We start from the raw sequence: 21400 nt of genomic DNA, 5'->3' as shown, positions 1-21400 counted from the left end.
ATGCCGATACCTGCGGCGGAACGCCCGGCAAGCCGGACTTCCGCCCTACTTTCAGCCGCTGACGCTGACCATCCCGGTCTCCACATGCCCCACCAGCCGGCGCACGAAGCTGGCGTCGCTGCCGGTGGTCACGGTGAAGTCATACCAGCCGTACACGCCGGACAGATTCCAGCTCAGCGTCTGGCTGGCGCCGGCCGCCACCGTCACCTGCTGCCCTGCGCTGCCGCCGTAGCCATTGGCGCTGATCTGGAAAGTCGCCGCCGACTTGCCGCCATTGCTCAGCTGCAGCGTCAGCGTCGGAACGCCTCCGGCGGCGCTGACGCCGCTGGCCGCCTCCAGCTTGCCGCCCGCCTGATGGATATTGCCGGCGAAGCGGCGCAGGAAGCCGTTCGGGCCGTACAGCGTCAGGTCGTACCAGCCGAGGCCGTAGGTCTGGACATGGAAATAGTCCTTGTTCTCGGCGCCGCCTGCCACGTCGTACTGCCACGGGCCGTCTAGGCGGTAGGCGTTGGCGTAGATCGAATAATGCGCCGCCTGCGTGCCGCCGTTCTGCATGTGTATCCAGACGATGCCGGACGACAAGTCCGTGCTGGCGTAAGCGTTGCACTGGTAAGGCAGCGGGCGCGCCAGCCGGCGGCCGGGTTCCTGCTGCGGCATCTGGCCCGGCGCCGGCGCACTGGGCTTGGGCCAATTCTTGGTTTGCTGAGCCTGGGTCAGCAGCGCCGTGGTGTCCGGGAAGGCCGGCACGGTGAGATTGCTGTTGCCGAAATCCAGCGCGCTGGTCAGATCGCCGCAGATTTTGCGCCGCCAGGCCGAGATGTTCGGCTCCTGCACGCCGGTCCAGATTTCCAGGAAGCGGATCACCGAGGTGTGATCGAACACTTGCGAGCAGACATAGCCGCCGCGGCTCCACGGCGACAACACCAGCATGGGCACGCGCGGCCCCAGGCCGATGGGCAACAGGGCGACGGACTCGTCGGCGACGCCAGACGGGGGAATCGGCGGCGGCAGGTGGTCGAAAAAGCCGTCGTTCTCGTCGTAATTGAGCAGCAGCACGGTGGAGGCCCACACGTCAGGATTGGCGGTCAAGGCCTGCAGCACCTGGTCCATCAGATAGGCGCCGGCGGCCGGCGCCGCGCTGGGATGCTCGGAATAGTCCTGCGGCGCCACCACCCACGACACCTGCGGCAGCGTGCCGTTGACGGCGTCGTTGCGGATGGCGGCCACCAGGTCTTGCACCGAGTTGCCGCCGGTCCTGGGCACCGAGGCCATGCCGCGATCGTGCATCGGATTGCCGGCCTGGGCATTGCGGTACTGCTTGAACCAGGCCAGCGCGTTGTCGTCGAAATTGTCGCCCAGCACCTGGTACACCTTCCAGCTGACGCCAGCGTTCTGCAGCCGCTCCGGATAGGTGGTCCAGCTGTAGCCCAGCTCGCTGTTGTCTATCACCGGCCCGCCCTTGCCGCCTTGCGGGTTGATCATGCCGCTCCACAGGTAGAGGCGGTTGGGGTTGGTCGGCCCCAGCACCGAACAGAAATAGTGATCGCAGATGGTGAAGGCGTCGGCCAGCGCGTAGTGGTAGGGGATGTCGGCGCGGTTGAAGTAACCCATGGTCATCGCCGTCTTGGCCGGCACCCAGCCATCGTACTTGCCCAGGTTCCAGGCGGCGTGCGTGCCCAGCCAGGAGTGGTCCAGGTCGCCCAGGTACTGCGCGCTGGTGCGGCTGCTGTCCAGATGAAACGGATACTCGGCCGGCTGCAGCAGATTGGGCTGCTTGAACACGCTGTTGCCGTTGCGCAATCGCAGGGCGCTGCGGTCGTTGAAACCGCGCACGCCGCGCAGCGTGCCGAAGTAATGGTCGAACGACCGGTTTTCCTGCATGAACACCACGACATGCTTGACGGCGGACAGGCTGCGTCCGGCCGGCTTGGCCGCCATGGCTGCCGCCAAACCGGGCGGCAGCGCGCCGGCGGCGATGCCGGCGGCCGACAACTTGAGAAACTCGCGACGTGACAATTCGCTCATGACAACGCTCCGGAATGGGCAAGGCAATAGGGAAACCAGGCAAAACAGCGCGCAGTTTGCGCAAGAAATATGATCATTTCATTAAGCGTGTTGGTCGGCTGACTTTGCGCAATGCGCGCCATCGTTTACCCTTGACGCCCTCCCCCGGAACCAGACAGCAGGACCCACCCGATGAAATTGCGCCCCGCCCAACGCGCCGACCTCGCCGCCATCTTCGCCGTCGAACAGGCGGTATTCGGCAGCCACGTCTATCCCGACTTCTTTTTCCGCCAAGCCCTGGACCTGTGGCCGGGCTGGTTCTGGCTGGCGGAGGACGAAGCCGGACAGATCGCCGGCTATGCCTTGGGCGCCCCCAGCCAGCAGCCGGATGAACTGTGGCTGCTGTCGCTGGCGCTGCTGCCGTCCTGCCGCGGCCAGGGCGCAGGCAAGGCCTTGATGCAGGCGGCGCTGGCCGCCATGCGGCCGCAGGCGAGCCGCATCCGTTTGACGGTGGACCCGGCCAATCCGGCGGCAGAGCTGTACCGCCGCCTGGGCTTTGTCGAAACTGGCCGCGAGGCGGATTACTTCGGCCCCGGCGAAGCCAGGCTGGTGATGCAGTGGCAAGGCCGCTAAACTCGGGCTTTTGCTCGAATGAAGCGCGCATGAAGCTGTTACTGGTTTGCCTCGCCGCGGCGGTCTGCCTCGGCTACTACCTGATCCTGGCCCTGCGGCCGCACTGGTTGGCCATCAGCCTGGCCGGCGTGCCGGCCTCCATCGCGCTGGCGCTGGCCGCGATGCTGTTGTTTTGCCTGATCGCCACGCTGTACGGCTATCTGCGGCGGGAGGATGGCGCATGAGTCTGGCGCAATGGCTGTTTCTGGCGCTGACGCTGCTGACCCTTGGCCTGACCGCCGCCGCGCGTCGCCGCACCGCCTCGCTCAATGATTTCTATACCGCCGGCGGCCGGGTGCCGGCCTGGCAAAACGGCCTGGCGCTGGCCGGCGACTATCTGTCCGCCGCCGCCTTCCTCGGCGCGGCCGGCATGTATCTGGGGCAAGGCTACGACTCCTTGGCCTACGCCGTCGGCACCCTGGCCGGCTGGCCGCTGCTCCTGCTATTGCTGGCCGAGCCGCTGCGACGGCAGGGCCGCTACACCGTGGCCGGGGTGCTGAGCCAGCGCTTTGACCACGCCGGCGTGCGGCTGGTGGGCATTGCCAGCTCGCTGACGGTGACGCTGTGCTACCTGATCGTGCAGCTGGTGGGCGCCGGCAAGCTGATCGAACTGCTGTTCGGCCTGCCCTATCTGGCCGCGGTGGGCCTGGTGGGCGCGCTGATGATGATCTACGTGGCGCTGGGCGGCATGCTGGCGGCCACCTGGGTGCAGATGAGCAAGGCGGCCTTGCTGTTTGTCTGCGCGCTGCTGCTGGCAGGCGGCGTGCTGGCGCGCTGCGACGGCAGCCCGGCCGCCCTGTTCGCCGCCGCGGAAAAGCTGCGCGGCGCGGCCGCCTTCCTCCCCAGCCAGGCCTTATCCGACCCGGTGGAAGTGCTGTCGCTGGGCCTCGGGCTGAGCCTGGGCCTGCTGGGTCTGCCGCATGTGCTGATGCGCTTCTTCACCGTGGCCGATGAGCGCGCCGCGCGGCGTTCGGTCGGCGTCGCCACCTGGCTGGTGGCCGGCTTCTTCGTGCTGAATCTCATCATCGGCTACGGCGCGCTGACGCTGGTAGGCCCCGCCGCGCAGTTCCACGGCGCGGACGGCAAGCTGCTGGGCGGCGGCAATATGGCGGCGCTGCATCTGGCGCAGCTGCTGGGCGGCGATTTCGCCCGCGCCGCGGTGGCCGCGGTGGCCTTTGCCACCATCCTGGCCGTGGTGGCCGGCCTGACGCTGGCCGGGGCCAGCGCGGTCAGCCATGACCTGTACGCCAGCTGGCTGAAACAGGGCCAGGCCGATCCGCGGCGCGAGCTGGCTGTGTCGCGGCTGGCCACGCTGGGCCTGGGTCTGGCCGCCATGCTGCTGTCCACCGTGTTCCAGCAGCTGAACATCGCCGTGATGATGGGCCTGGCCTTCGCCATCGCCGCCTCGGCCAATTTCCCGCTGCTGCTGCTCGCCTTGCACTGGCGCGGTCTGAGCGCGCGCGGCGTGGTGTGGGGCGGCGTGGCCGGCATCGTCGGCGCGCTGGCCTTGATCGTCTGCGGCCCGGCGGTATGGGTGGCCGCGCTGGGCCACGCCAAGCCGCTGTTCCCGTATTCCAACCCCGCGCTGTTCTCGCTGCCGCTGGCCTTCGCCGCGGCCTGGCTGGGATCGCGCGGCAAGCGCTAACATGATGGAAGCGCCAGACAGAAAGTACACGCAATGAGCAAGCTGATTCTCTACGGCAACCGCTACTCCGGCCACAGCTACAAGGTCCGGCTGGCGCTGGTATTGGCCGACATTTCGCACGACTACGCCCACATCGATCTGGCCCAGCCGCGCGACGAACGCCCGGAAGACTTCCGCGCCGCCAGCCGCTTCGGCGAAGTGCCCGTGCTGGTAGCCGACGGCGTGCCGCTGTGCCAGTCCAACGCCATCCTGCAATGGCTGGCCGACAGCTACGGCACGCTGGGCGGCGCGCTGGGCGAACGCCAGAGCGTGCGCGAATGGCTGAACTGGGAAACCAATCGCCTGGGCATGTCCCTGCCTAATCTGCGCGTGTCGCGTAGCTTCCGTTCCAAAGGAGCGGAAGTGGAAGCCTGGCTGGAAGCGCGTCTGCGCGACGACCTCGCCGTGCTGGAGCAAGAACTGACGGAACGCCGCTATCTGGCCGGCGACCAGGTCAGCATCGCCGACGTCTCGCTGTGCGCCTACCTGTGGTGGCTGTCCGACGCCGGCCTGGACATCGCCGATTGGCCCCATATCCAGGCCTGGCTCGCCCGCATCGCCGCCCAGCCGGGCTGGCAGCATCCGGACGAGCTGATGGCGGCCGACATCCCGGAATAAGCGCGCCTGTCATGGCCAGCCGGCAGGTGGTATGGTTGAGACTGGATGCGCCGGCCAAACCGGCGCCCGGCCTGCCCTGCAACGGCTGCGGCGTATGCTGCGCGGCCGCGCCTTGCCCGCTGTCGCGGCTATTGCTGAAACATCGCGCCGGCCCCTGTCCCGCGCTGGAGTGGGCAGACACCCGCTATCGCTGCGGCCTGCTGCAAGCCCCGCGCCGTCATCTGAGCCGCTTGCCCGCCTGGGCCGAGCCGGGATTCAGGCTGCTGGCGCGGCGCTATCTCGCCATCGGCCACGGCTGCGACAGCCTGGCCACTACAGAGGAAGACCCATGAGCCGTCCCGACTGCATCAAACACTGGAGCGAACTGCAAAGCGACAGGCCGCGCTATTACTCCGGCAGCCAGGAACCGCTGTCGCGCGGAAGCGAGCTGGGCAAGCACTATGGCTTCGCCCGCCTCGGCATCAACCACGAACTGCTGGAACCCGGCTGTCGCACCAGTTGGCCCCATGCCGAAAAAACCGAAGACGAATTCGTCCACGTGCTGGAAGGCACGCCCGACGTCTGGCTCGATGGCACCTTGTACCGGCTGCAGCCCGGCGACTCGGTCGGCTTCAAAGCCGGAGACGGCCTGGCCCACACCTTCATCAACAATACCGAGCAGAACGTCCGCCTGCTCTGCGTCGGCGACACGGACAGAGCGGACAACCGCATCCACTACCCCGTGCATCCCGAACGCAACCAGTTCCTGGGGGCGCTGCACTGGGACGACGTGCCGGAACGCGAGCTCGGCGGCCACGACGGCCTGCCGGACAAGCTGCGCGACAACAACGGGCCTTTCTGAAGACTACGGCCTGCCATGCTGACCTTAGCCGACCCGTTACTGCTAGACATCGCCCTTGCCGGCCACGATGAGCCTTTTGTCGATCTGGCCGCTTATTCCGACTGGGACGTGGACCTGAGCCGCAGCCAGATCTCCAGCCGCAGCCCGCACTTCCTGAAGGCCCGCCGCGCCGTGGCCGAGCGGCTGCGCGAAGCCGCCCGCCATCTGCCCGACGGCCTGCGTTTTTATGTCAAGGAAGCGTATCGCCCGCTGGCCCGCCAGCGGCGCTCCTATGACGAGCACCTGGCCCGGCTGCGCGAGCGGAGGCCGGAGCTGGATGAAGCCCAGCTGCTGCGCGAGGCCAGCCTCTACGTCGCGCCGCCGGCGGTCGCCCCTCACCCCACCGGCGCGGCGCTGGACCTGACGCTGATCGACGCAGCCGGCATGGAACTGGACATGGGGAGCCCGTTCAATGCCGACAGCGAGGAATCCGCCGGCACCTGCTACACCGACAGTCCCGGCCTCTCCGATCAGGCGCGGGCCAACCGCGCTGTGCTGATCCGGGCAATGCAGGCCGCCGGCTTCGTCAACTACCCATCCGAATGGTGGCATTGGTCCTACGGCGACCGCTATTGGGCCGCCGTCAGCGGCGCGCCGCAGGCGCTGTACGCGGTCGTAGATGAAAGTTTTCTGGAACCCGCATGAACGACTTCCTGCAGCAACTGGCCGCCATCGTCGGCCGGCAACACGTTCTGACCTCCGCCGCCGATACCGCGCCGTTCACGCTGGACTGGCGCCGCCGCTACCAAGGCGCGCCGCTGGCGGTGGCGCGGCCCGGCTCGACCGCGGAAGTCTCCGAGCTGGTCAAACTGTGCCGCGCACATCAAGTGGCCATCGTGCCGCAAGGCGGCAACACCTCCACCTGCGGCGCGGCCACGCCGGACGGCAGCGGCCGGCAGCTGGTGGTCGCGCTGCGGCGGCTGAACGCCATCCGCGCCGTCGACACCGACAACAACGCGATGACCGTGGACGCCGGCGTCACGCTGCAAGAAGCGCAACAGGCAGCCGAAGCAGCCGGGCGGCTGTTCCCGCTGTCGCTGGCTTCGCAAGGGACTTGCCAGATCGGCGGCAATCTTTCCACCAACGCCGGCGGCGTGGCGGTGCTGCGCTACGGCACCATGCGCGAGCTGACGCTGGGGCTGGAGGTGGTGCTGCCGGACGGCCGCGTGCTGAACCAGTTGTCCGGCCTGCGCAAGGACACCACCGGCCTGGACCTGAAGCAGCTGTTCATCGGCGCCGAAGGCCAGCTGGGCCTGATCACTGCCGCCACGCTGAAACTGTTTCCGCTGCCCAGCGCCCACGCCACAGCCATGGTGGGCCTGACCGACATCGAAACAGCGATAGACTGGCTGAACCGGCTGCGCCACCGCTTCGGCGACCGGCTGACCGCCTTCGAGGTGATGGACGCCAGCTGCCAGCAGGTGCTGCTGCGCCACCATCCATCGCTGATGCCGTTTTCCGCGCCGTGGCTGATCCTGATCGAGCTGTCCGACGGCGGCGACGCAGCCGAGCTTAACGACGCGCTGGTGGAGTGGCTGGCCACGCAGGACATGCTGGACGGCGTGGTGGCGCAGAATGAAACCGAACGGCGCAAGCTGTGGACGCTGCGCGACGAAATATCGGAAAGCCAGCGCAAGGACGGACCCAGCATCAAGCACGACATCGCGGTGCCGACCTCGGCGCTGCCGCAACTGGTGCGAAACTGCGCGGCGGATCTGGAGCGGGCGTTTCCCGGCGTGCGCATCGTCGCCTTCGGCCATGCCGGCGACGGCAATCTGCACTACAACGTCAGCTTCACCCGGCCCGGCAATGTCGATCTGTTCGACGACGAACCGGCGGTCAACGCCATCGTCTACGACCATGTCTACCGTCTGGGCGGCACGCTGGCGGCCGAACACGGCGTCGGCCAGCTGAAGAAAGACTGGCTGGCGCGCTACAAAGACCCGCTGGCGCTGGAATTGATGCGCAGCATCAAACACGCGCTGGACCCGGACGGGCTGATGAATCCCGGAAAGTGGCTGTAGGGCGGAAGCCCGGCCGAGCTGGGCGTTCCGCCTATCATGGCTTAAGCTTGCCGTCATGGCCAAAGCTTGGCGGAACGCCCCCATGGGGCTTCCGCCCTACTTGCGGATACGCAGCATCAAACAGCCGTCGCCTCCGGACCATCTGATGCATCCCGGCAAAAGGCTGTAGGGCGGAAGCCCGGCCGCGCCGGGCATTCCGCCGCTCAAAGCCGAGCCATCGTCTCGTCCCATCCCTCGCCGCGCCTTTGGCGCTGCAGACGGACCGAGCCGTACCACGGCGTCGCTTCGCCATCCCGCCCCCAGCGCCAATCCACATGCTCGCCGGCCAACAGCAGCCGGCAAGGCACGCCCAGCGCGCCGGCCAGGTGCGCCATCGCGGTGTCCACGCTCACCACGCCATCCAGTTCTGCAAGCAGGGCTGCGCTATCGGCAAAATCCTTGAGTTCACAGCCCAGCTCCAGCACGCCATGTTCGCGCAGCCAGGCCTGCTCGGCCTCGGTCGGCTCCGGTTGCAGCGCTATCCAGTTGACGCCACCATCGGCCAACAACGGCAGCAAGGCCTCCGGCCCCGGCAGCGAGCGGCAGTGGTCGAACGGATGCTCGGGCCGGCCGCGCCAGACCAGGCCGATATGGCGGCCGGTCGGCAAACGCTCCCGCCACGCCTGCCGCAGCGCCGGATCGGCCTGCAGATAGCTTTCCGCGCGCGGCGCGAAGGCGCGCAAGACCCATGGCAGGCTCATGGAAAACACATGGCAATCGTGCGGCGGAAAATCGGCGGGATAGCCGCCGCCCATCGCCAGCCACTCCGCTTGCGGCCATTGCCGCGCAAACAAGGGCAACAGCGGCGCGCGGCACTGGGCTGTGACGCGGGCCGCGCCTTTTTCGAGCAGCGGATTCAGATAGCGGCTGAAGTGGATGGCGTCGCCATAGCCCTGCTCGAACATCAACAGCAGACGCCTGCCCGACAAGTCCTCCCCCTGCCACCGCGGCGACGGCGGCGCAGGATAGCTCGCGGCGGCCAGCCTGGCCTCGTGGCTCTCCCAGCCGGCCTGCCATTCGCCGCGCGCCAGCTGCAGATAGCCCAGATTCTGCCGCAAGCGGCGATGCGCCGGCGCCTGTGCCAGGCCGCGCGTCCAGGCTTGCTCCGCCTCATCGTCCCGACCCTGCTCGCGCAGGACCACGCCGAGCAGATTCAGCCAGTCGGCGCAGTTCGGCTCGGCCGCCAGCGCCTCGCGCAGCGCCTTCTCGGCCTCCGCCGCGCGGCCGGTGGCGCAAAGCAGAGCCGCCAGATTGGGCAGCACCGCTGCCGGCTGCCGGGCATGGGCCAGGCGCAGCCAGCGCTCCGCCTCGTCCCAGTTGCGGCGCGCCATCAGCAGCAGCCCCAGATTATTGCCGGCGACGGCATGTTCCGGTTCGAGAGCCAAGGCGCGCCGCAACATCGTTTCAGCCTCGGCCGCCTCGCCCTTGTCCGCCAGCAGCTGGCCCAGCAGCTGCAGGGCTTCGACATCGTCCGGCGCATCCGCCAGGCAGGCGCGCAAACAGGCCTCCGCCTCGCCGGCTTGGCCCTGCTGGCGCAGCAAACGGCCCAGCTGATAATGCGCGGCGGCCGAAGGGTGAGCCGCCAGCCGGCGGCGGAAGCAGGCTTCGGCCTCCGCCAGCCGGCCGGCTTCATGCAGCAGATTGCCCAGATTGCCCAGGCTGGCCGGGTGGTCCGGATCGCGCGCCAGCTCGGCGCGATAATGCGACTCCGCCTCGCTCAGTTTGCGCTGCTCGGCGCGCAGGCAAGCCAGATTGAAATGCGCGTCCGGTGTGGCGGGATCGAGCGCCAGCGCCTGGCACCAGCATTGCTCCGCCAACGGCAACTGACCGAGTCGAGCGGCGCAAACACCCAGCAAGATCCACAGCGGCGCATTGCCAGGCTCGGCCTGCAGGCCGGTCTGCGCGGCATGCAGCGCGCCGGACAGGTCGCCTTCGGCCAGCAGACGGGCGGCGAGCAGGGTGTCGGGAGAAAGCGGGATCATCGAGCGTGGGCCAATCGGAACGGTTGCCTCGGATCATCGACGCAAAAACGCCGCCTGGCAAGGCGGCGTTGTCTGCCTGACCGGCGGGATCACAGCCGGAACTTGTTGAACTCCGCGTCCATCTTGCCGGCGTTGCCGGCCAGGCCGGATAGCGTGCTGCTGACGTTTTGCAGCACGTCGTCGTTCTCCAGCACATGACCGTTGATCGCCTCGGAGCTTTGCGCGATCAGCGTAGTGGCCTTGTGCTGCTCCTGGGTGGAATGGGAGATCTCGCTCATTTTGGCCACCACCTCCAGCATGGATTCGCGGATGGCGGCGATATTGTCCACCGCCTCTCGGGTCAGGCCCACGCCCTCGTCCACCGCCTGCACCGTGTTGTTGACGTCGCCCACCGCGCGGCCGGTTTCCTCGCGGATCGCCCCCACCATATTGGAGATTTCCAGCGTGGCCTGGGCGGTGCGCTCGGCCAGCTTGCGCACTTCGTCGGCCACCACGGCGAAGCCGCGTCCCTGCTCGCCGGCGCGGGCGGCCTCGATCGCCGCGTTCAGCGCCAGCAAATTGGTCTGGTCGGCGATGTCGCGGATCACATTGGTGATGCCGGAGATTTCCTGCGAGCGCTTGTCCAGCGAGGACAGCATCTCCTCCAGCCCGCGCACCGACTGCACGGTGTTTTCCATGCCGCTGGACAGCCGTTCCATATTGTCGGCGCTGGCTGCCAGATTCTGCCCGGTGGCGCTGGCCAATTGGTCTGCCTGGCGCGCGCTGTCGGCGATATGGGATATCGAGACGGTGATCTGCTCCAGGGTGGCGGCGTTGGAGGACGACACGTCCGAGATATGGCGGGCGCTCTGCGCCACGCTGGCCACCAGCTGGCTGGCATCCTGCACCCCGCCCACCACATCCTGCGCATCCGTCTTCAGGCCGCGGAACAGGTGGCCCAGCTGGCCGACGAAGGTATTGAACGCGCGCGCGGTGGCGGCGATCTCGTCCTGCCCGTCATCCTTCAGCCGCAGCGTCAGGTCGCCCTGGCCACGGGCGATGTCCTCCATCGCCGTTTTCAGTTTCACCAGGCCGGACAGCATCTTGCCGATGATCGCGCTGGCAAACGGGATCATCAAGGCGAATACCAGCAGAGTCAGCCCGCCTATGGTGTACAAGAGCTTGTTCAACGGCGCCAGCACTACGTCGCGCTCGGTGGCCAGCGCCATGACCCAGTTGGTGCCGGGAATGGTCTGGGCGGAAACCAGCATGTCCTTGCCACCGATGTTCATATCCGAGGCGTTGTCGCTTTGCACCAGCTGCGCCAGCCGCTCCGGCGTCAATTCCGGCACCTGGCCGGTGATGGGCTTCAGCGTCAGCTCGGCTTGCGGGTGGGCGATCACCGTGCCCTTCTTGTCGACGATGAAGGCGTAGCCGTTGCCGCGCACCTTCGTCGACAGCACCGACTTGACCAGCGTGTCCACCATCACGTCGCCGCCGACCACGCCGGCGAAGGCGCCGTTGTGGTTGAACGGCGCGGCGATGGTGACGGTCAGCTTCTTGGTGGCTTCGTCGACATAAGGCTCGGTTACAATCGGCTGGCCGGCTTCCTTTGCCTGCTTGTACCAGTCGCGGTCGGCCACTTTGTAATCCGTCGGCGCCACCCAATCGTCGGAGAACAGTGTGCGTCCATCGGCGTAACCGGCATAGTTGACATTGAAGCCGCCGGCTTTGCTGCCTACCTTGAGGAAACGCAGCGCATCCGGTTCGGCGGCCACGCTGGTCTGGGCGACGATCTGCTGCTTTTTCTCGGAGAGCCAGGTGGTCACCACCGCGCTCTGTCCCTTCAGGCTGGCGGCGAACTCGTTGTCGAGCCCGCCCAGAATTTCCGATCGCATCTGCATGAAGACTATGGTCACCAGGACCAGGCCGAACAGCGCCATCAACAAAGCGTTGAGCGCTATCAGGCGGCTACGGAGTGATTTCATCTGTTTCCCTTTTCCCACTGTATTGAATCAGCAGTCCCGAATAGAAGGCGAGCGCGCGCGCCGACCTGCCTTGACTCGCCAAGGCGATATCGGGTCAAGCGTATTTGATAGTGCTTATTGAAAACTTGACGAGTACGTTAAACCAGACTCGGACAAAACCGCTTGATCGAACGCATGCCAACTTGATTATGATAGGTGCTTGAAAGAGTGGCGTCGATGTAAATGCCACACTGCGGCGACGCCAAAAAAACACCCCTGCGGCAACGCGGCAGGGGTCAACACGAGGAAGAAACATCGGACCGGCCTTGGCCAGCGCGATATTTCGAGGGGCTAACACCTCAAAACCTTGCGGCTCTCAGTGCAGCGGGCATTCTAACGTAAATGCTCTATAAAAATCCAGCACATTAGAGCAAACAATCCAATCATCATGCTTCCGGCCACTGATGGTCGCGGAACTGCTCGCGCAGCTTCATCTTCAGCAGCTTGCCGGTGGCGGTATGCGGCAGTTCGTCCACAAAGACTACGTCGTTGGGTGTCCACCACTTGGCGATCTTGCCGTCGAAGTAGGCCAGCAACTCCTCGCGCGTCGCCCGCGCGCCCGGCTTCAGCGTCACCACCATCAGCGGGCGCTCGTCCCACTTGGGATGCGGCACGGCGATGGCCGCCGCCTCCGCCACCGCCGGATGGCCCACCAGGATGTTTTCCAGATCGATGGAACTGATCCATTCGCCGCCGGACTTGATCACGTCCTTGGTGCGGTCGGTGATGCGCATGAAACCGTCAGGGTCTATCGTCACCACGTCGCCGGTATGGAACCAGCCGTCGCCGCTATGGTTGGCGTCGAGTTCGCGCTTGAAATATTGCGACAGCACCCAGGGGCCGCGCACCTGCAGGTTGCCGAAGGACACGCCGTCGTGCGGCAAGGGCAAGCCTGCGTCGTCTACGATGCGGATGTCCACGCCGTACACTGGCCGCCCCTGCTTGGTCAGCAGCGCGTTCAACTCCGGTCCGGCCAGGCCCTGGTGTTTCAGCTTGGGCGTGCCGGTGGTGCCGCACGGCGATAGCTCGGTCATGCCCCATAGCTGGCGCATCTCTATGCCGCGCTCTGCCAGCTGCTCGATCATGCTCTCCGGCACGGCGGAGCCGCCGGCGATCACCCGCTTCAAGGGCGCCAGCGACAGGTTTTCGCGCTGGCAATATTGCAACAGCTGCAGCCAGACCGTGGGCACGCCGACGGTGGCGGTCACGCCCTCCTCGGCGATCAGTTGCTGCAAGCTGGCGCCGTCCAGCTTCGGCCCCGGCAACACCAGCTTGCTGCCGTTCATGGCGCAGCTATAAGGCAGGCCCCAGGCGTTGGCGTGGAACATCGGCACCACCGGCATCACCACCGAACGCGCCGAGATGTCGAAACTGTCCGGCAGCGCGCTGCCGTAAGCATGCAGCACGGTGGAGCGGTGCGAGTACAGCACCCCTTGGGGTTGCCGGTGGTGCCGGAGGTGTAGCACAGGCTGGAGGCGGCGTTCTCGTCCAGCCGCGGCCAGGCATAGACATCGCTATGGCTGTTCACCAGGTCTTCATAGCTGATCAGATCGGGAATGCCGCTGTCCGCCGGCAGGTCGGCACGGCTGGCCAGCAGCACGAAATGCTCGACGCTCTTCAACTGGTCCGCCAGCTGCGCCACCAGCGGCAGGAAGCTGGCGTCGAACATCAGCACCTTGTCTTCCGCGTGGTTGATGATCCAGGCGATCTGCTCCGGGAACAGCCGCGGATTGACGGTGTGGCAGACGGCGCCGCTGCCAGAGACGGCGAAATAGATCTCGAAATGGCGGTAGCCGTTCCAGGCCAGCGTGCCGATGCGGTCGCCGGGCGCGACGCCCAGAGACGGCAGCGCATTGGCCAGCTGGCGGGCGCGGCGGGCGGCGTCGCGGTAGGTGTAGCGGTGAATAGGCCCTTCCACCGTGCGCGACACGATTTCCGTGTCGCCATGAAAACGCTCGGCGTGCGTCAGCAGGTCGGAAATCAGCAACGGCAGGTCCATCATCTGTCCACGCAGCATCTCGCATCTCCCCTTTATCAGTATGGAATCCGCACGTTACGCCGCGCTGGAGCTTTCACTCCAATCATATTTTCTGATGGCTTGCCACCGTCCGATTTATATAATCGTCATGGCCTTTGATTCAGCTTTTCACCGGCTTCTTGGCCAGCATGCGCTGCAGGGTGCGTCTATGCATGTTCAGCGCGCGCGCGGTGGCGGAGATATTGCCGTCGTGCTCGGCCAGCACGCGCTGCAAATGCTCCCAGGTCACGCGGCGCAAGGACATGGGCTGCGGCGATACCGGCAGCTCCGGATTCGCCGCCTGCTGCGCGAAGGCCGCCAGAATCTCGTCCACGCCGGCCGGCTTGCCCAGGTACTGCACCGCGCCCAGCTTGGTGGCTTCGACGGCGGTGGCGATGCTGGCGTAGCCGGTCAGCACCACGATGGCGCTGGCCGGGCTGGCCGCGCGCAGCGCCGGCAGCAGCCTGAGGCCGCTATCGCCGTCCAGATTCAGGTCCAGCAGGATGCGTGCCGGCCGCTCGGCCGCCCGCGCCAGGGCCTCTGCGGCGTCGCGCGCCCATACGGTCTCGTAGCCGCGCCGGCTCAGCGAGCGCATCAGCACCATGGCGAAGGCTTCGTCATCATCGATCAATAGAAAATCGCTCACGTCTTCTCCTCCAACGCCAAGGGCAGCGTGATGCGCGCATGCACGCCGCCCTCGGCGCGATTGTCCAGGCTTAGCGTGCCGCCCAGACGCGCCAGCGTGGCGTGGCTCAGCATCATGCCTAGGCCCATGCCGGCCGGCTTGGCCGACTCCAGCGGCGCGAGGCCGGCGCGCGCCAATTGCGCCTCGCTGAGCCAGCCCTGGCGGTTGACAATGTCCAGCCGCAGCCGGCCGCCGCTGAGGCTGGCCGACACCGCCACTTCGCCGCCGCCGGCCTCAGCCGCGTTGTTGACCAGATTGAACAGCGCCGGCCAGAACGCGGCATCCAGCCGCACCAACGGGTCCTCGCCCTCCGGCGCGCGCCAGTCCAGCCGCACATCCGGCCGCAGGCTGCGCCAGCCATCCAGCCGCTCTGCCAGCGACGCGAACAAGGGCTGCGCCCCGGCGCTGGGCTCGGAGCCGTGCTTGAGCCGGGACAGCGTGCCGCGGCAGCTGGCCAGTTGCGCCCGCATCAGCAGCAGATCTTGCAGCAGCGCGGCGTCGCCGGCGCGCTCGCTGATCAGCTCGTCTACCAGCAAGGTCAGCGTATTCAGCGGCGTGGACAAGGAATGGGCGGCGCCGGCCGCCTGCATGCCCACCGCCAGCAATTGCTCGTCGCGCAGCTGCGTTTCCCGCGCCTCGGCCAGCGCATCGCCCTGATGCCGCAGCTGGCGGGCCAGCCAGGACACGAAACCGGCGATCAACAGCGCGGACAGCGCGAAGGAAATCCACATCCCAGCCAGGTGCAGATTGAAGGCGTAAGCGGCATTGCCGCCATTGAGCGGCCAATCGAGATGCCATTCGAACAGCAGGCCATAGGCCATGACGCTGAGCACGGCCAGCAACCAGGCGAACCAGCCAGGAGACAGCAGCGCGGCGAACAGCACCGGCGGCAGATAGAGCGAGGCCAGCGGATTGGCCGCGCCGCCGCTGAAGGCCAGCAGCTCGGTTAATACCAAAACATCGGCCAGCAGGCCCAGCCGCAAGGCCCGCTCGGCCGACACCTCCCACGCCGGCAGCCGCGGCAGCGCCAGATTGACCAGCGCCAGCGTCGCCAGCGCCTGAATGATCAGCAGCCACGGCAAGGCTACATCCAGCAGCGCGCAGCCGGCCGTCAGCGCCGAGGCGAGCGACAACATCATCCAGCGCAGGCGGCAGACCCGGCGGCTGGTCTGACGCGGATCGATGGCCTGCTCCGGCTCCCATATCGCATTCCATTTCATGCCGCCACTTTACACCATGGCATCGGGCTGGCGCGCTGCGACAATATGCCGCATTCCGGGCACGAACAGTTTCCAATAGCATCGCCGCAAAATTCAAAACCGTTTGGCTCCCGTGATGCTCAATAAAATCCTGCTTCCCATGCCTTTGGCGCTGGCGGTTGGCCACGCCTTTGCCGCCGACCTGCCCGTTTTCCACGCCGACACCATCGTCGTCACCGCCGTCAAAACCGAACAGCCATTGCGGGTGGAAACCGACCCGCGCGCGCCGCGCCAGCCGGTGCCGGCCGGCGACGGCGCCGACCTCCTGAAAACCATCCCCGGCTTCGACGTGGTGCGCAAAGGCGGCAGCTCCGGCGACCCGCTGCTGCGCGGCCTGGGCGGCTCGCGGCTGAACATCCTGGCCAATGGCGGCTTCGTCTACGGCGGCTGTCCGGGCAGGATGGACCCGCCCACCGCCTACCTGTTCCCCGACGCCTACGACAAGCTGGTGGTGATCAAAGGACCGCAGTCGGTCAAATACGGCGGCGGCTTGATCAGCGGCGCGGTCAGCTTCGAGCGCAAAACCAAGCCCTTCGACGAGCCTGGCCTGCGCTTCGATGGCAGCCTGCTCGCCGGCAGCGCCGACCGCCGGGACGCCTACGCCGACCTGACGCTGGGCGGCGCGCTGGGCTATCTGCGGCTGATCGACTCCCACAACGAGGCCGGCGATTACCGCGACGGCAACGGCCAGAAAGTCCATTCGGCCTACCAGCGCGACAGCCAGAGCCTCATCGCCGGCTTCACGCCCGGCCGCGACACCACCATCGAGCTGTCCGGCGACTTCGGCCGCGGCCACGCCGCCTATGCCGATCGCGGCATGGACGGCAGCCAATTCGACCGCAGCGCCTGGGGCGTCAAGGCGGAACAACGCAATCTCGCGCCGTGGCTGGACGCGGTCAGGCTGGCCGCCAACCATAGCTACGCCGACCACGTGATGGACAATTACTCGCTGCGGCCGCTGCCCCCCGGCAAACCGGCTAGCGCCAGCAATCCGGACCGCACAACCGACGCCGCCAAGCTGGAGGCGGATCTGGCCTTTGCCGATATCGAGCTGACCGCCGGCGCCGACTGGCAAAAAGACCGCCACAGCAGCCGCTTCGGCGGACGCGACTACGCCAGCCTGCCGCGCGTGCCGGACCAGCACCTCGAACGCGCCGGTCTGTACCTGGAAGGCAGCAAACCCCTGGGCGGCGGCAAGCTCATCGCCGGCTGGCGCCACGACCGGGCGCGTGCCTATTACGACGCCACGGCGACCCAAGGCGAGCAGCTGCAGGATTACCGCCTCTATAGCGGCTTCGCCCGTTACGAATACAAACTGGGGAGCTGGACGCCGTATGCCGGCGTCGGCGTCGCCGAACGCGCGCCGGACTATTGGGAACGATCCAAGGTCAGCGCCAACCGCAATGTGCTGCAACCGGAGCGCAATACCCAGCTGGACCTGGGCGCGTTGTACCAGGGCGAGCAGATCAAGGGTTCGCTGTCGGCCTACCTGAGCCGCATCGACGACTTCCTGCTGATCGACACCAAGGCCAGCCAGCAGACCCGCAATATCCAGGCTTACCGCTACGGCTTCGAGGCCGACGCCGCCTGGCAGTTCGCGCCGCAATGGCAGCTGTCCGGCAGCGCCGCCTATAGCTGGGGTGCCAACGCCACCGACGACAAGCCGCTGGCGCAGACGCCCCCGCTGAGCGCCACCGTCAGCCTGGCCTGGGACAATCAGCGCTGGGCCGCGGCCGCCGTATGGCGCGTGGCCGCTGGCCAGGACCGCTACGCCATCGGCCAGGGCAATATCGCCGGCCAGGACATCGGCCCGACGCCAGGCTTCGCCACCCTGTCGCTGAACGGCGGCTGGCGCGTCAGCAAGGCCATCAAGCTGACCGCCGGCATCGACAACCTGTTCAACCGCACCTACGCCGAGCACGTCAGCCGCGGCGGCGCCGACGTCATCGGCTATGACCGCACCCTGCGCGTCAATGAGCCGGGCCGCACGCTGTGGATGAAGCTGCAGGCGCACTGGTAAGGCAGCCGTAGGGCGGAAGCCCGGCTTTGCCGGGCGTTCCGCCGTACCTGGCGGACTGCCGAGGTACGACAAACCGTGGCGGCGGATCGCCCCTTTGGGGCATCCGCCCTACGCCGGATTAATTTCATAAAAAAATGGAGAACGGTGATGAAGAAATTTTGGATGCTCGCGCCCGCGCTATGCCTGAGTCTGGCCGGCTGCCTGGGCGGCGGCGTATCAAGCAGCGAAAGCCCTGCGCAAAACCAGGACGCCAGCCCGCCGCAGCCTGGCTTCGGCGGCGGCGCCACCACCGTGCGTTTCGCGCTGAAGTCCGGCGCGCAGCCGGTGAATTGCGGCAGCAAGCTGAGCAATATCGGCAGCAGCCATGCGAATGCGCAGCTGACCGAGGGCATGATGTATGTGCACGATGTGGCGCTGATCACGGACCAAGGCCAGGAAGTGCCGCTGCAGCTGGACCAGGCCAATAAATGGCAGTTTCTCAACCTGGCCCTGCTCGACTTTGCCGGCGGCAGCTGCAAGCAGCCCAATGTGGACGACAACCAGCCGCTGGACGGCAGCAATAGCGACGTGGTGGGCACCGCCCCCGCCGGCAACTACACCGGCCTGAGTTTCAAGGTGGGCGTGCCGATCTCCGCCAAGAACGCCCAAGGCAAGGAAGTGGGCTTGAACCACCAGCCGGCGCACAGCCCGCCGCATCCGATACTCGGCGTGTACTGGCTGATGTGGGAATGGCAATCCGGCCATCGCTTCATGCGGGTAGACCTGGCGCCGGACGGCGGCGTCAAGCGCCAGGACGGCAGCGGCGATCCGAAATGGTCCTTCCATCTGGGCTCCACCGATTGCAAGCCGGACCGCAACATCGCCGGCGGCTACCGCTGCGGCAAGCCCAATCGCTTCAAGGTGATGTTCGACCGCTTCGATCCGAAATCGGACCGCGTGGTGCTGGATGTGCAAGCGCTGTTCGCCGGCAACGACATCACCCGCGACGACAGCGCCGATTTCGGCTGCAAATCCAATGTCACCGACGCCGAATGCCAACCCATCTTCGACCGCCTGGGCCTGCGGCTGAACGAAAGCCAACCGGGCGCCAACGATGGCGGCCAGCCGCTGAGCGACGGCCGCAGCAGCCGCGTGTTCCGCCTGGAGAAGATCGCCTCATGAGGCCGCTCGCCGCGCTGGCCCTGGCCGGACTGCTGACGGCCTGCGGGCGGGAAAGTCCGCCGCCGCCAGCGCCTGTCGGAGACTGGCACTGGAAACTACCGACGGGCGTCGCTCCGCCGCCGGTGCCGGCCGACAATCCGATGAGCCAGGCCAAGTTCGAACTGGGCCGCCGCCTGTTCTACGACAAGCGGCTGTCCGGCAACGGCCGCATCAGCTGCGCCAGCTGCCATCCGCAGGACAAGGCTTTCAGCGACAGCGTGGCGCTGTCGCTGGGCAGCACCGGCGAACGCACGCTGCGCAATGCCCAGCCGCTGGCCAACGTCGCCTGGCGCAAGAGTTATACCTGGGCCAATTACTCGCTGACCACGCTGGAGCGGCAGATGGACGGGCCGCTGTTCCGCACCGATCCGGTGGAAATGGGCATCAACGACGGCAATCTGCCGACGGTGCTGGCCAGGCTCCGCGCCGATCCCTTGTATCAGCGCGAATTCGCCCGCGTCTTCCCGGCAGAGGGGCAGCCGCTGTCGCTGGCCAATGTCGTCAAGGCCATCGCCACTTTCGAACGCGGCATCGTCTCGTTCGACTCGCGTTACGACCGTTACCAAGCCGGCCGGGCCGAGCTGTCCGCCGCCGAGCTGCGCGGCCTGAAACTGTTCCGCTCGGAACAAGGCCAGTGCCTGCGCTGCCATGGCAGCCCGGATTTCGACGACCAGATGGCCGGCCACGGCGACAGCCTGCCCTTCCACAACATCGGCCTCTACAACACGGATGGCAAAGGCGGCTATCCGTTTCCCAACCGCGGCGCGCTGGAGCTGAGCGGCCAGCCCGCCGACATGGGCCGCTTCCGCAGCCCCAGCCTGCGCAATGTCGCCCTCACCGCGCCGTATATGCACGACGGCAGCGTGGCGACGCTGGAAGAGGCGGTTCGCATCCACGCCGAGCATGGCCGCCGCGGCGCGAAAGGCGGCGACGGCCGGCGCAATCCGTGGAAAGACGCCGCCATCGACCGCATCCAGCTGAGCGCGGCGGAGCAGGCCGACATCGTCGCCTTCCTGAAAACCCTGACCGACGACACGTTGACGCGCGATCCGCGGCTGGCCGACCCGTTCGCCGCGCGCCGATGATGGCTGCACTCGTCGCCGGCCGGCCAGTCTGCTACGCTGTCTGCCTTTAGACCTGTGCCAAAAGCGGATGAAGACTCCCTACCTGAAAATCCTGGCCTGCGGCCTGACGCTGTTCATCCTGCTCGGACCGCTGGTGGCGCTCTTGGCCAGCGGCGTGGTGCCGATGATGGCCTACCTGATGGGCGCGGTGCCGGCGCTGATCTTCGGCCTGCTGCTGTGCCTGTTGCGCATCATCCTGGCCGGACCGGTGGCGCGCTGGCAGCGGCAATGGCCGGCCTGGCTGCTGCTGCTGGTCGCCTTCATGCCGGGCGCCTTCAGCGGCAGCGTGATCACGCTGCTGTACGCCAGGGTGGCGGAGCCGCTGCTGTATAACGACTGGATGACCATCTACCTGGGCGCGATGGCGGGCGGCGTGTGCAACGCCCTGTTCTGGCGCATGCGCTTCGGCGCGAACGCCGACTGATCCACTTCACGGAATACTCAAGATGCCCCATTGCGTCATCGAATGTTCGGCCGAGCTGGCAAGCCATCCCGCCGTCGAGCAGCTGGTCCGGGCCGTCCATGACGCGGCCAACAGCAGCGGGCTGTTCCAGACCGCCGATATCAAGACCCGGTTGCCAAGGGGCTGTCGACGTTTGGTGAGCGGTCGCGCCGGGATGCGTTTTGCGCCGAATCGAGGCGTTTCGCGCGCCGCATAGTCATTCTCTGCCAGCGCGGAACAACGAAGAGTCGGCGCGAAAGGCGCCCGGCCCTGCGGGTTTGGCCGCTTTGGGCCGGAAGCCACGTTGCCCAGCCCTTGCATAGAATGACTATGCGGCGGACTGTGCGCCTTGCTTCCGGCACAAATCGGCGCAAACGCGATCCACTCACCAAACGTCAACAGCCCCTAGCATCGCCGCACTCTCTGGTCGGCGGCGCCAAGGCGGACTTCGTCCATCTCTGCTGCCTGATTCTTGAAGGCCGCAGCGACGAACAGAAGGGCCGGCTGGCCGATGCGCTGGTGCGCGCCGCCAGCGCCGTGCTGCCGCAGGTCGCGGCCATCAGCTGCGAGGTGCGGGACATGGACCCGGCCGCCTACGCCAAAAGAGCAAGCTGACTTGCTGACAAAAAAAGAAGCCCGCCGGTCAAAGCGGGCTTGCAACCTTTGTCTGCCCGGCGCCTGTCGCGCCGGGATATTCACAGCATAAACCAGCATCCTGCCGGCGGCGTGCGGCAGATTGTCGCA

19 protein-coding genes and 1 pseudogene are annotated in these 21400 nt (G+C 66.9%); 13 read left to right on the top strand and 7 right to left on the bottom strand.

The genetic code is table 11. The features are described from left to right. Positions 1-51: 51 nt before the first annotated feature. Entirely contained in the window at positions 52-2025 is a 1974-nt protein-coding gene (locus BI343_RS12870; protein ID WP_071109969.1) for a phosphocholine-specific phospholipase C, read from the bottom strand. A 171-nt stretch (positions 2026-2196) separates the two neighbouring features. Between BI343_RS12870 and BI343_RS12865 the strand changes: the two genes are divergently transcribed. The 8 genes from BI343_RS12865 to BI343_RS12830 are packed head-to-tail and all read left to right on the top strand — an operon-like array spanning position 2197 to position 7882. After that, on the top strand, positions 2197-2637 hold the full coding sequence (locus tag BI343_RS12865) for a GNAT family N-acetyltransferase (protein WP_071109968.1): 441 nt from the start codon (positions 2197-2199) through the stop codon (positions 2635-2637). Positions 2638-2666: 29 nt separating this feature from the next. After that, positions 2667-2861, top strand: a complete 195-nt coding sequence (locus BI343_RS12860) for a hypothetical protein (protein ID WP_071109967.1) — start codon at positions 2667-2669, stop codon at positions 2859-2861. Next, on the top strand, positions 2858-4321 hold the full coding sequence (locus tag BI343_RS12855; RefSeq protein WP_071109966.1) for a sodium:solute symporter family transporter: 1464 nt from the start codon (positions 2858-2860) through the stop codon (positions 4319-4321). Before BI343_RS12860 ends, BI343_RS12855 begins: the two co-directional genes overlap by 4 nt. 33 nt (positions 4322-4354) lie before the next feature. Beyond that, the gene (locus BI343_RS12850) at positions 4355-4978 is read left to right on the top strand and encodes a glutathione S-transferase family protein (RefSeq protein WP_071109965.1); all 624 of its coding nucleotides are present in this window, start codon (positions 4355-4357) and stop codon (positions 4976-4978) included. Positions 4979-4989: 11 nt separating this feature from the next. Further along, positions 4990-5310 carry a hypothetical protein gene (locus BI343_RS12845; RefSeq protein ID WP_071109964.1) on the top strand — a complete coding sequence of 107 codons (321 nt, stop codon included), beginning with the start codon at positions 4990-4992 and terminating at the stop codon, positions 5308-5310. Further along, positions 5307-5819, top strand: coding sequence for a cupin domain-containing protein (locus BI343_RS12840; RefSeq protein ID WP_071109963.1), 513 nt, complete (start codon positions 5307-5309; stop codon positions 5817-5819). The genes BI343_RS12845 and BI343_RS12840 overlap by 4 nt, the downstream gene beginning before the upstream one ends. Before the next feature lie 15 nt (positions 5820-5834). After that, complete coding sequence (locus BI343_RS12835) at positions 5835-6503, top strand: M15 family metallopeptidase (RefSeq protein WP_244886642.1); 669 nt, start codon at positions 5835-5837, stop codon at positions 6501-6503. After that, positions 6500-7882, top strand: a complete 1383-nt coding sequence (locus BI343_RS12830) for an FAD-binding oxidoreductase (protein WP_071109962.1) — start codon at positions 6500-6502, stop codon at positions 7880-7882. The genes BI343_RS12835 and BI343_RS12830 overlap by 4 nt, the downstream gene beginning before the upstream one ends. Before the next feature lie 203 nt (positions 7883-8085). Here the strand turns inward: BI343_RS12830 and BI343_RS12825 are convergent, their stop codons facing one another. The 6 genes and pseudogenes from BI343_RS12825 to BI343_RS12805 form a co-directional block, all read right to left on the bottom strand. Further along, positions 8086-9903 carry a tetratricopeptide repeat protein gene (locus BI343_RS12825; RefSeq protein ID WP_071109961.1) on the bottom strand — a complete coding sequence of 606 codons (1818 nt, stop codon included), beginning with the start codon at positions 9901-9903 and terminating at the stop codon, positions 8086-8088. A gap of 89 nt (positions 9904-9992) precedes the next feature. Next, positions 9993-11870 carry a methyl-accepting chemotaxis protein gene (locus tag BI343_RS12820; protein WP_071109960.1) on the bottom strand — a complete coding sequence of 626 codons (1878 nt, stop codon included), beginning with the start codon at positions 11868-11870 and terminating at the stop codon, positions 9993-9995. A 425-nt stretch (positions 11871-12295) separates the two neighbouring features. Continuing rightward, positions 12296-12643: an AMP-binding enzyme gene (locus BI343_RS20440; protein WP_244886644.1), complete on the bottom strand. Its 348-nt coding sequence runs from the start codon at positions 12641-12643 to the stop codon at positions 12296-12298. Positions 12644-12784: 141 nt separating this feature from the next. After that, positions 12785-13908, bottom strand: a pseudogene (locus BI343_RS12815) (AMP-binding protein); the annotation flags it as partial. A gap of 139 nt (positions 13909-14047) precedes the next feature. Next, a complete protein-coding gene (locus BI343_RS12810) occupies positions 14048-14572 on the bottom strand; it encodes a response regulator transcription factor (protein ID WP_083340945.1) in 525 nt (174 codons plus the stop codon). Further along, positions 14569-15831: an ATP-binding protein gene (locus BI343_RS12805; protein ID WP_071109959.1), complete on the bottom strand. Its 1263-nt coding sequence runs from the start codon at positions 15829-15831 to the stop codon at positions 14569-14571. Before BI343_RS12805 ends, BI343_RS12810 begins: the two co-directional genes overlap by 4 nt. A 115-nt stretch (positions 15832-15946) precedes the next feature. Between BI343_RS12805 and BI343_RS12800 the strand changes: the two genes are divergently transcribed. The 5 genes from BI343_RS12800 to BI343_RS12780 all read left to right on the top strand — a co-directional run bounded on the left by BI343_RS12800 (position 15947) and on the right by BI343_RS12780 (position 21271). Next, entirely contained in the window at positions 15947-17890 is a 1944-nt protein-coding gene (locus tag BI343_RS12800) for a TonB-dependent copper receptor (protein ID WP_071109958.1), read from the top strand. A gap of 147 nt (positions 17891-18037) precedes the next feature. Next, the gene (locus tag BI343_RS12795; RefSeq protein ID WP_071109957.1) at positions 18038-19051 is read left to right on the top strand and encodes an MbnP family copper-binding protein; all 1014 of its coding nucleotides are present in this window, start codon (positions 18038-18040) and stop codon (positions 19049-19051) included. Beyond that, the gene (locus tag BI343_RS12790; RefSeq protein WP_071109956.1) at positions 19048-20175 is read left to right on the top strand and encodes a methanobactin export MATE transporter MbnM; all 1128 of its coding nucleotides are present in this window, start codon (positions 19048-19050) and stop codon (positions 20173-20175) included. The genes BI343_RS12795 and BI343_RS12790 overlap by 4 nt, the downstream gene beginning before the upstream one ends. Before the next feature lie 67 nt (positions 20176-20242). Then, positions 20243-20638 carry a hypothetical protein gene (locus BI343_RS12785; RefSeq protein WP_071109955.1) on the top strand — a complete coding sequence of 132 codons (396 nt, stop codon included), beginning with the start codon at positions 20243-20245 and terminating at the stop codon, positions 20636-20638. A 348-nt stretch (positions 20639-20986) separates the two neighbouring features. After that, positions 20987-21271 (top strand): 5-carboxymethyl-2-hydroxymuconate Delta-isomerase, encoded by a 285-nt coding sequence (locus BI343_RS12780; RefSeq protein ID WP_071109954.1) that lies wholly within the window; start codon positions 20987-20989, stop codon positions 21269-21271. Positions 21272-21400: the final 129 nt, after the last annotated feature.

It is taken from the genome of Chromobacterium amazonense (assembly GCF_001855565.1).
Classification (GTDB): Bacteria; Pseudomonadota; Gammaproteobacteria; order Burkholderiales; family Chromobacteriaceae; genus Chromobacterium; species Chromobacterium amazonense.
This window is presented reverse-complemented; position numbering and strand designations above follow the sequence as displayed.

What these genes read in the sequence shown, in the direction of transcription:
- BI343_RS12870 (WP_071109969.1), bottom strand. Translation starts at nt 2,025, where the DNA reads ATGAGCGAATTGTCACGTCGCGAGTTTCTCAAGTTGTCGGCCGCCGGC.
- BI343_RS12865 (WP_071109968.1), top strand. Translation starts at nt 2,197, where the DNA reads ATGAAATTGCGCCCCGCCCAACGCGCCGACCTCGCCGCCATCTTCGCC.
- BI343_RS12860 (WP_071109967.1), top strand. Translation starts at nt 2,667, where the DNA reads ATGAAGCTGTTACTGGTTTGCCTCGCCGCGGCGGTCTGCCTCGGCTAC.
- BI343_RS12855 (WP_071109966.1), top strand. Translation starts at nt 2,858, where the DNA reads ATGAGTCTGGCGCAATGGCTGTTTCTGGCGCTGACGCTGCTGACCCTT.
- BI343_RS12850 (WP_071109965.1), top strand. Translation starts at nt 4,355, where the DNA reads ATGAGCAAGCTGATTCTCTACGGCAACCGCTACTCCGGCCACAGCTAC.
- BI343_RS12845 (WP_071109964.1), top strand. Translation starts at nt 4,990, where the DNA reads ATGGCCAGCCGGCAGGTGGTATGGTTGAGACTGGATGCGCCGGCCAAA.
- BI343_RS12840 (WP_071109963.1), top strand. Translation starts at nt 5,307, where the DNA reads ATGAGCCGTCCCGACTGCATCAAACACTGGAGCGAACTGCAAAGCGAC.
- BI343_RS12835 (WP_244886642.1), top strand. Translation starts at nt 5,835, where the DNA reads ATGCTGACCTTAGCCGACCCGTTACTGCTAGACATCGCCCTTGCCGGC.
- BI343_RS12830 (WP_071109962.1), top strand. Translation starts at nt 6,500, where the DNA reads ATGAACGACTTCCTGCAGCAACTGGCCGCCATCGTCGGCCGGCAACAC.
- BI343_RS12825 (WP_071109961.1), bottom strand. Translation starts at nt 9,903, where the DNA reads ATGATCCCGCTTTCTCCCGACACCCTGCTCGCCGCCCGTCTGCTGGCC.
- BI343_RS12820 (WP_071109960.1), bottom strand. Translation starts at nt 11,870, where the DNA reads ATGAAATCACTCCGTAGCCGCCTGATAGCGCTCAACGCTTTGTTGATG.
- BI343_RS20440 (WP_244886644.1), bottom strand. Translation starts at nt 12,643, where the DNA reads ATGCGCATCACCGACCGCACCAAGGACGTGATCAAGTCCGGCGGCGAA.
- BI343_RS12805 (WP_071109959.1), bottom strand. Translation starts at nt 15,831, where the DNA reads ATGAAATGGAATGCGATATGGGAGCCGGAGCAGGCCATCGATCCGCGT.
- BI343_RS12800 (WP_071109958.1), top strand. Translation starts at nt 15,947, where the DNA reads ATGCTCAATAAAATCCTGCTTCCCATGCCTTTGGCGCTGGCGGTTGGC.
- BI343_RS12795 (WP_071109957.1), top strand. Translation starts at nt 18,038, where the DNA reads ATGAAGAAATTTTGGATGCTCGCGCCCGCGCTATGCCTGAGTCTGGCC.
- BI343_RS12790 (WP_071109956.1), top strand. Translation starts at nt 19,048, where the DNA reads ATGAGGCCGCTCGCCGCGCTGGCCCTGGCCGGACTGCTGACGGCCTGC.
- BI343_RS12785 (WP_071109955.1), top strand. Translation starts at nt 20,243, where the DNA reads ATGAAGACTCCCTACCTGAAAATCCTGGCCTGCGGCCTGACGCTGTTC.
- BI343_RS12780 (WP_071109954.1), top strand. Translation starts at nt 20,987, where the DNA reads ATGCGGCGGACTGTGCGCCTTGCTTCCGGCACAAATCGGCGCAAACGC.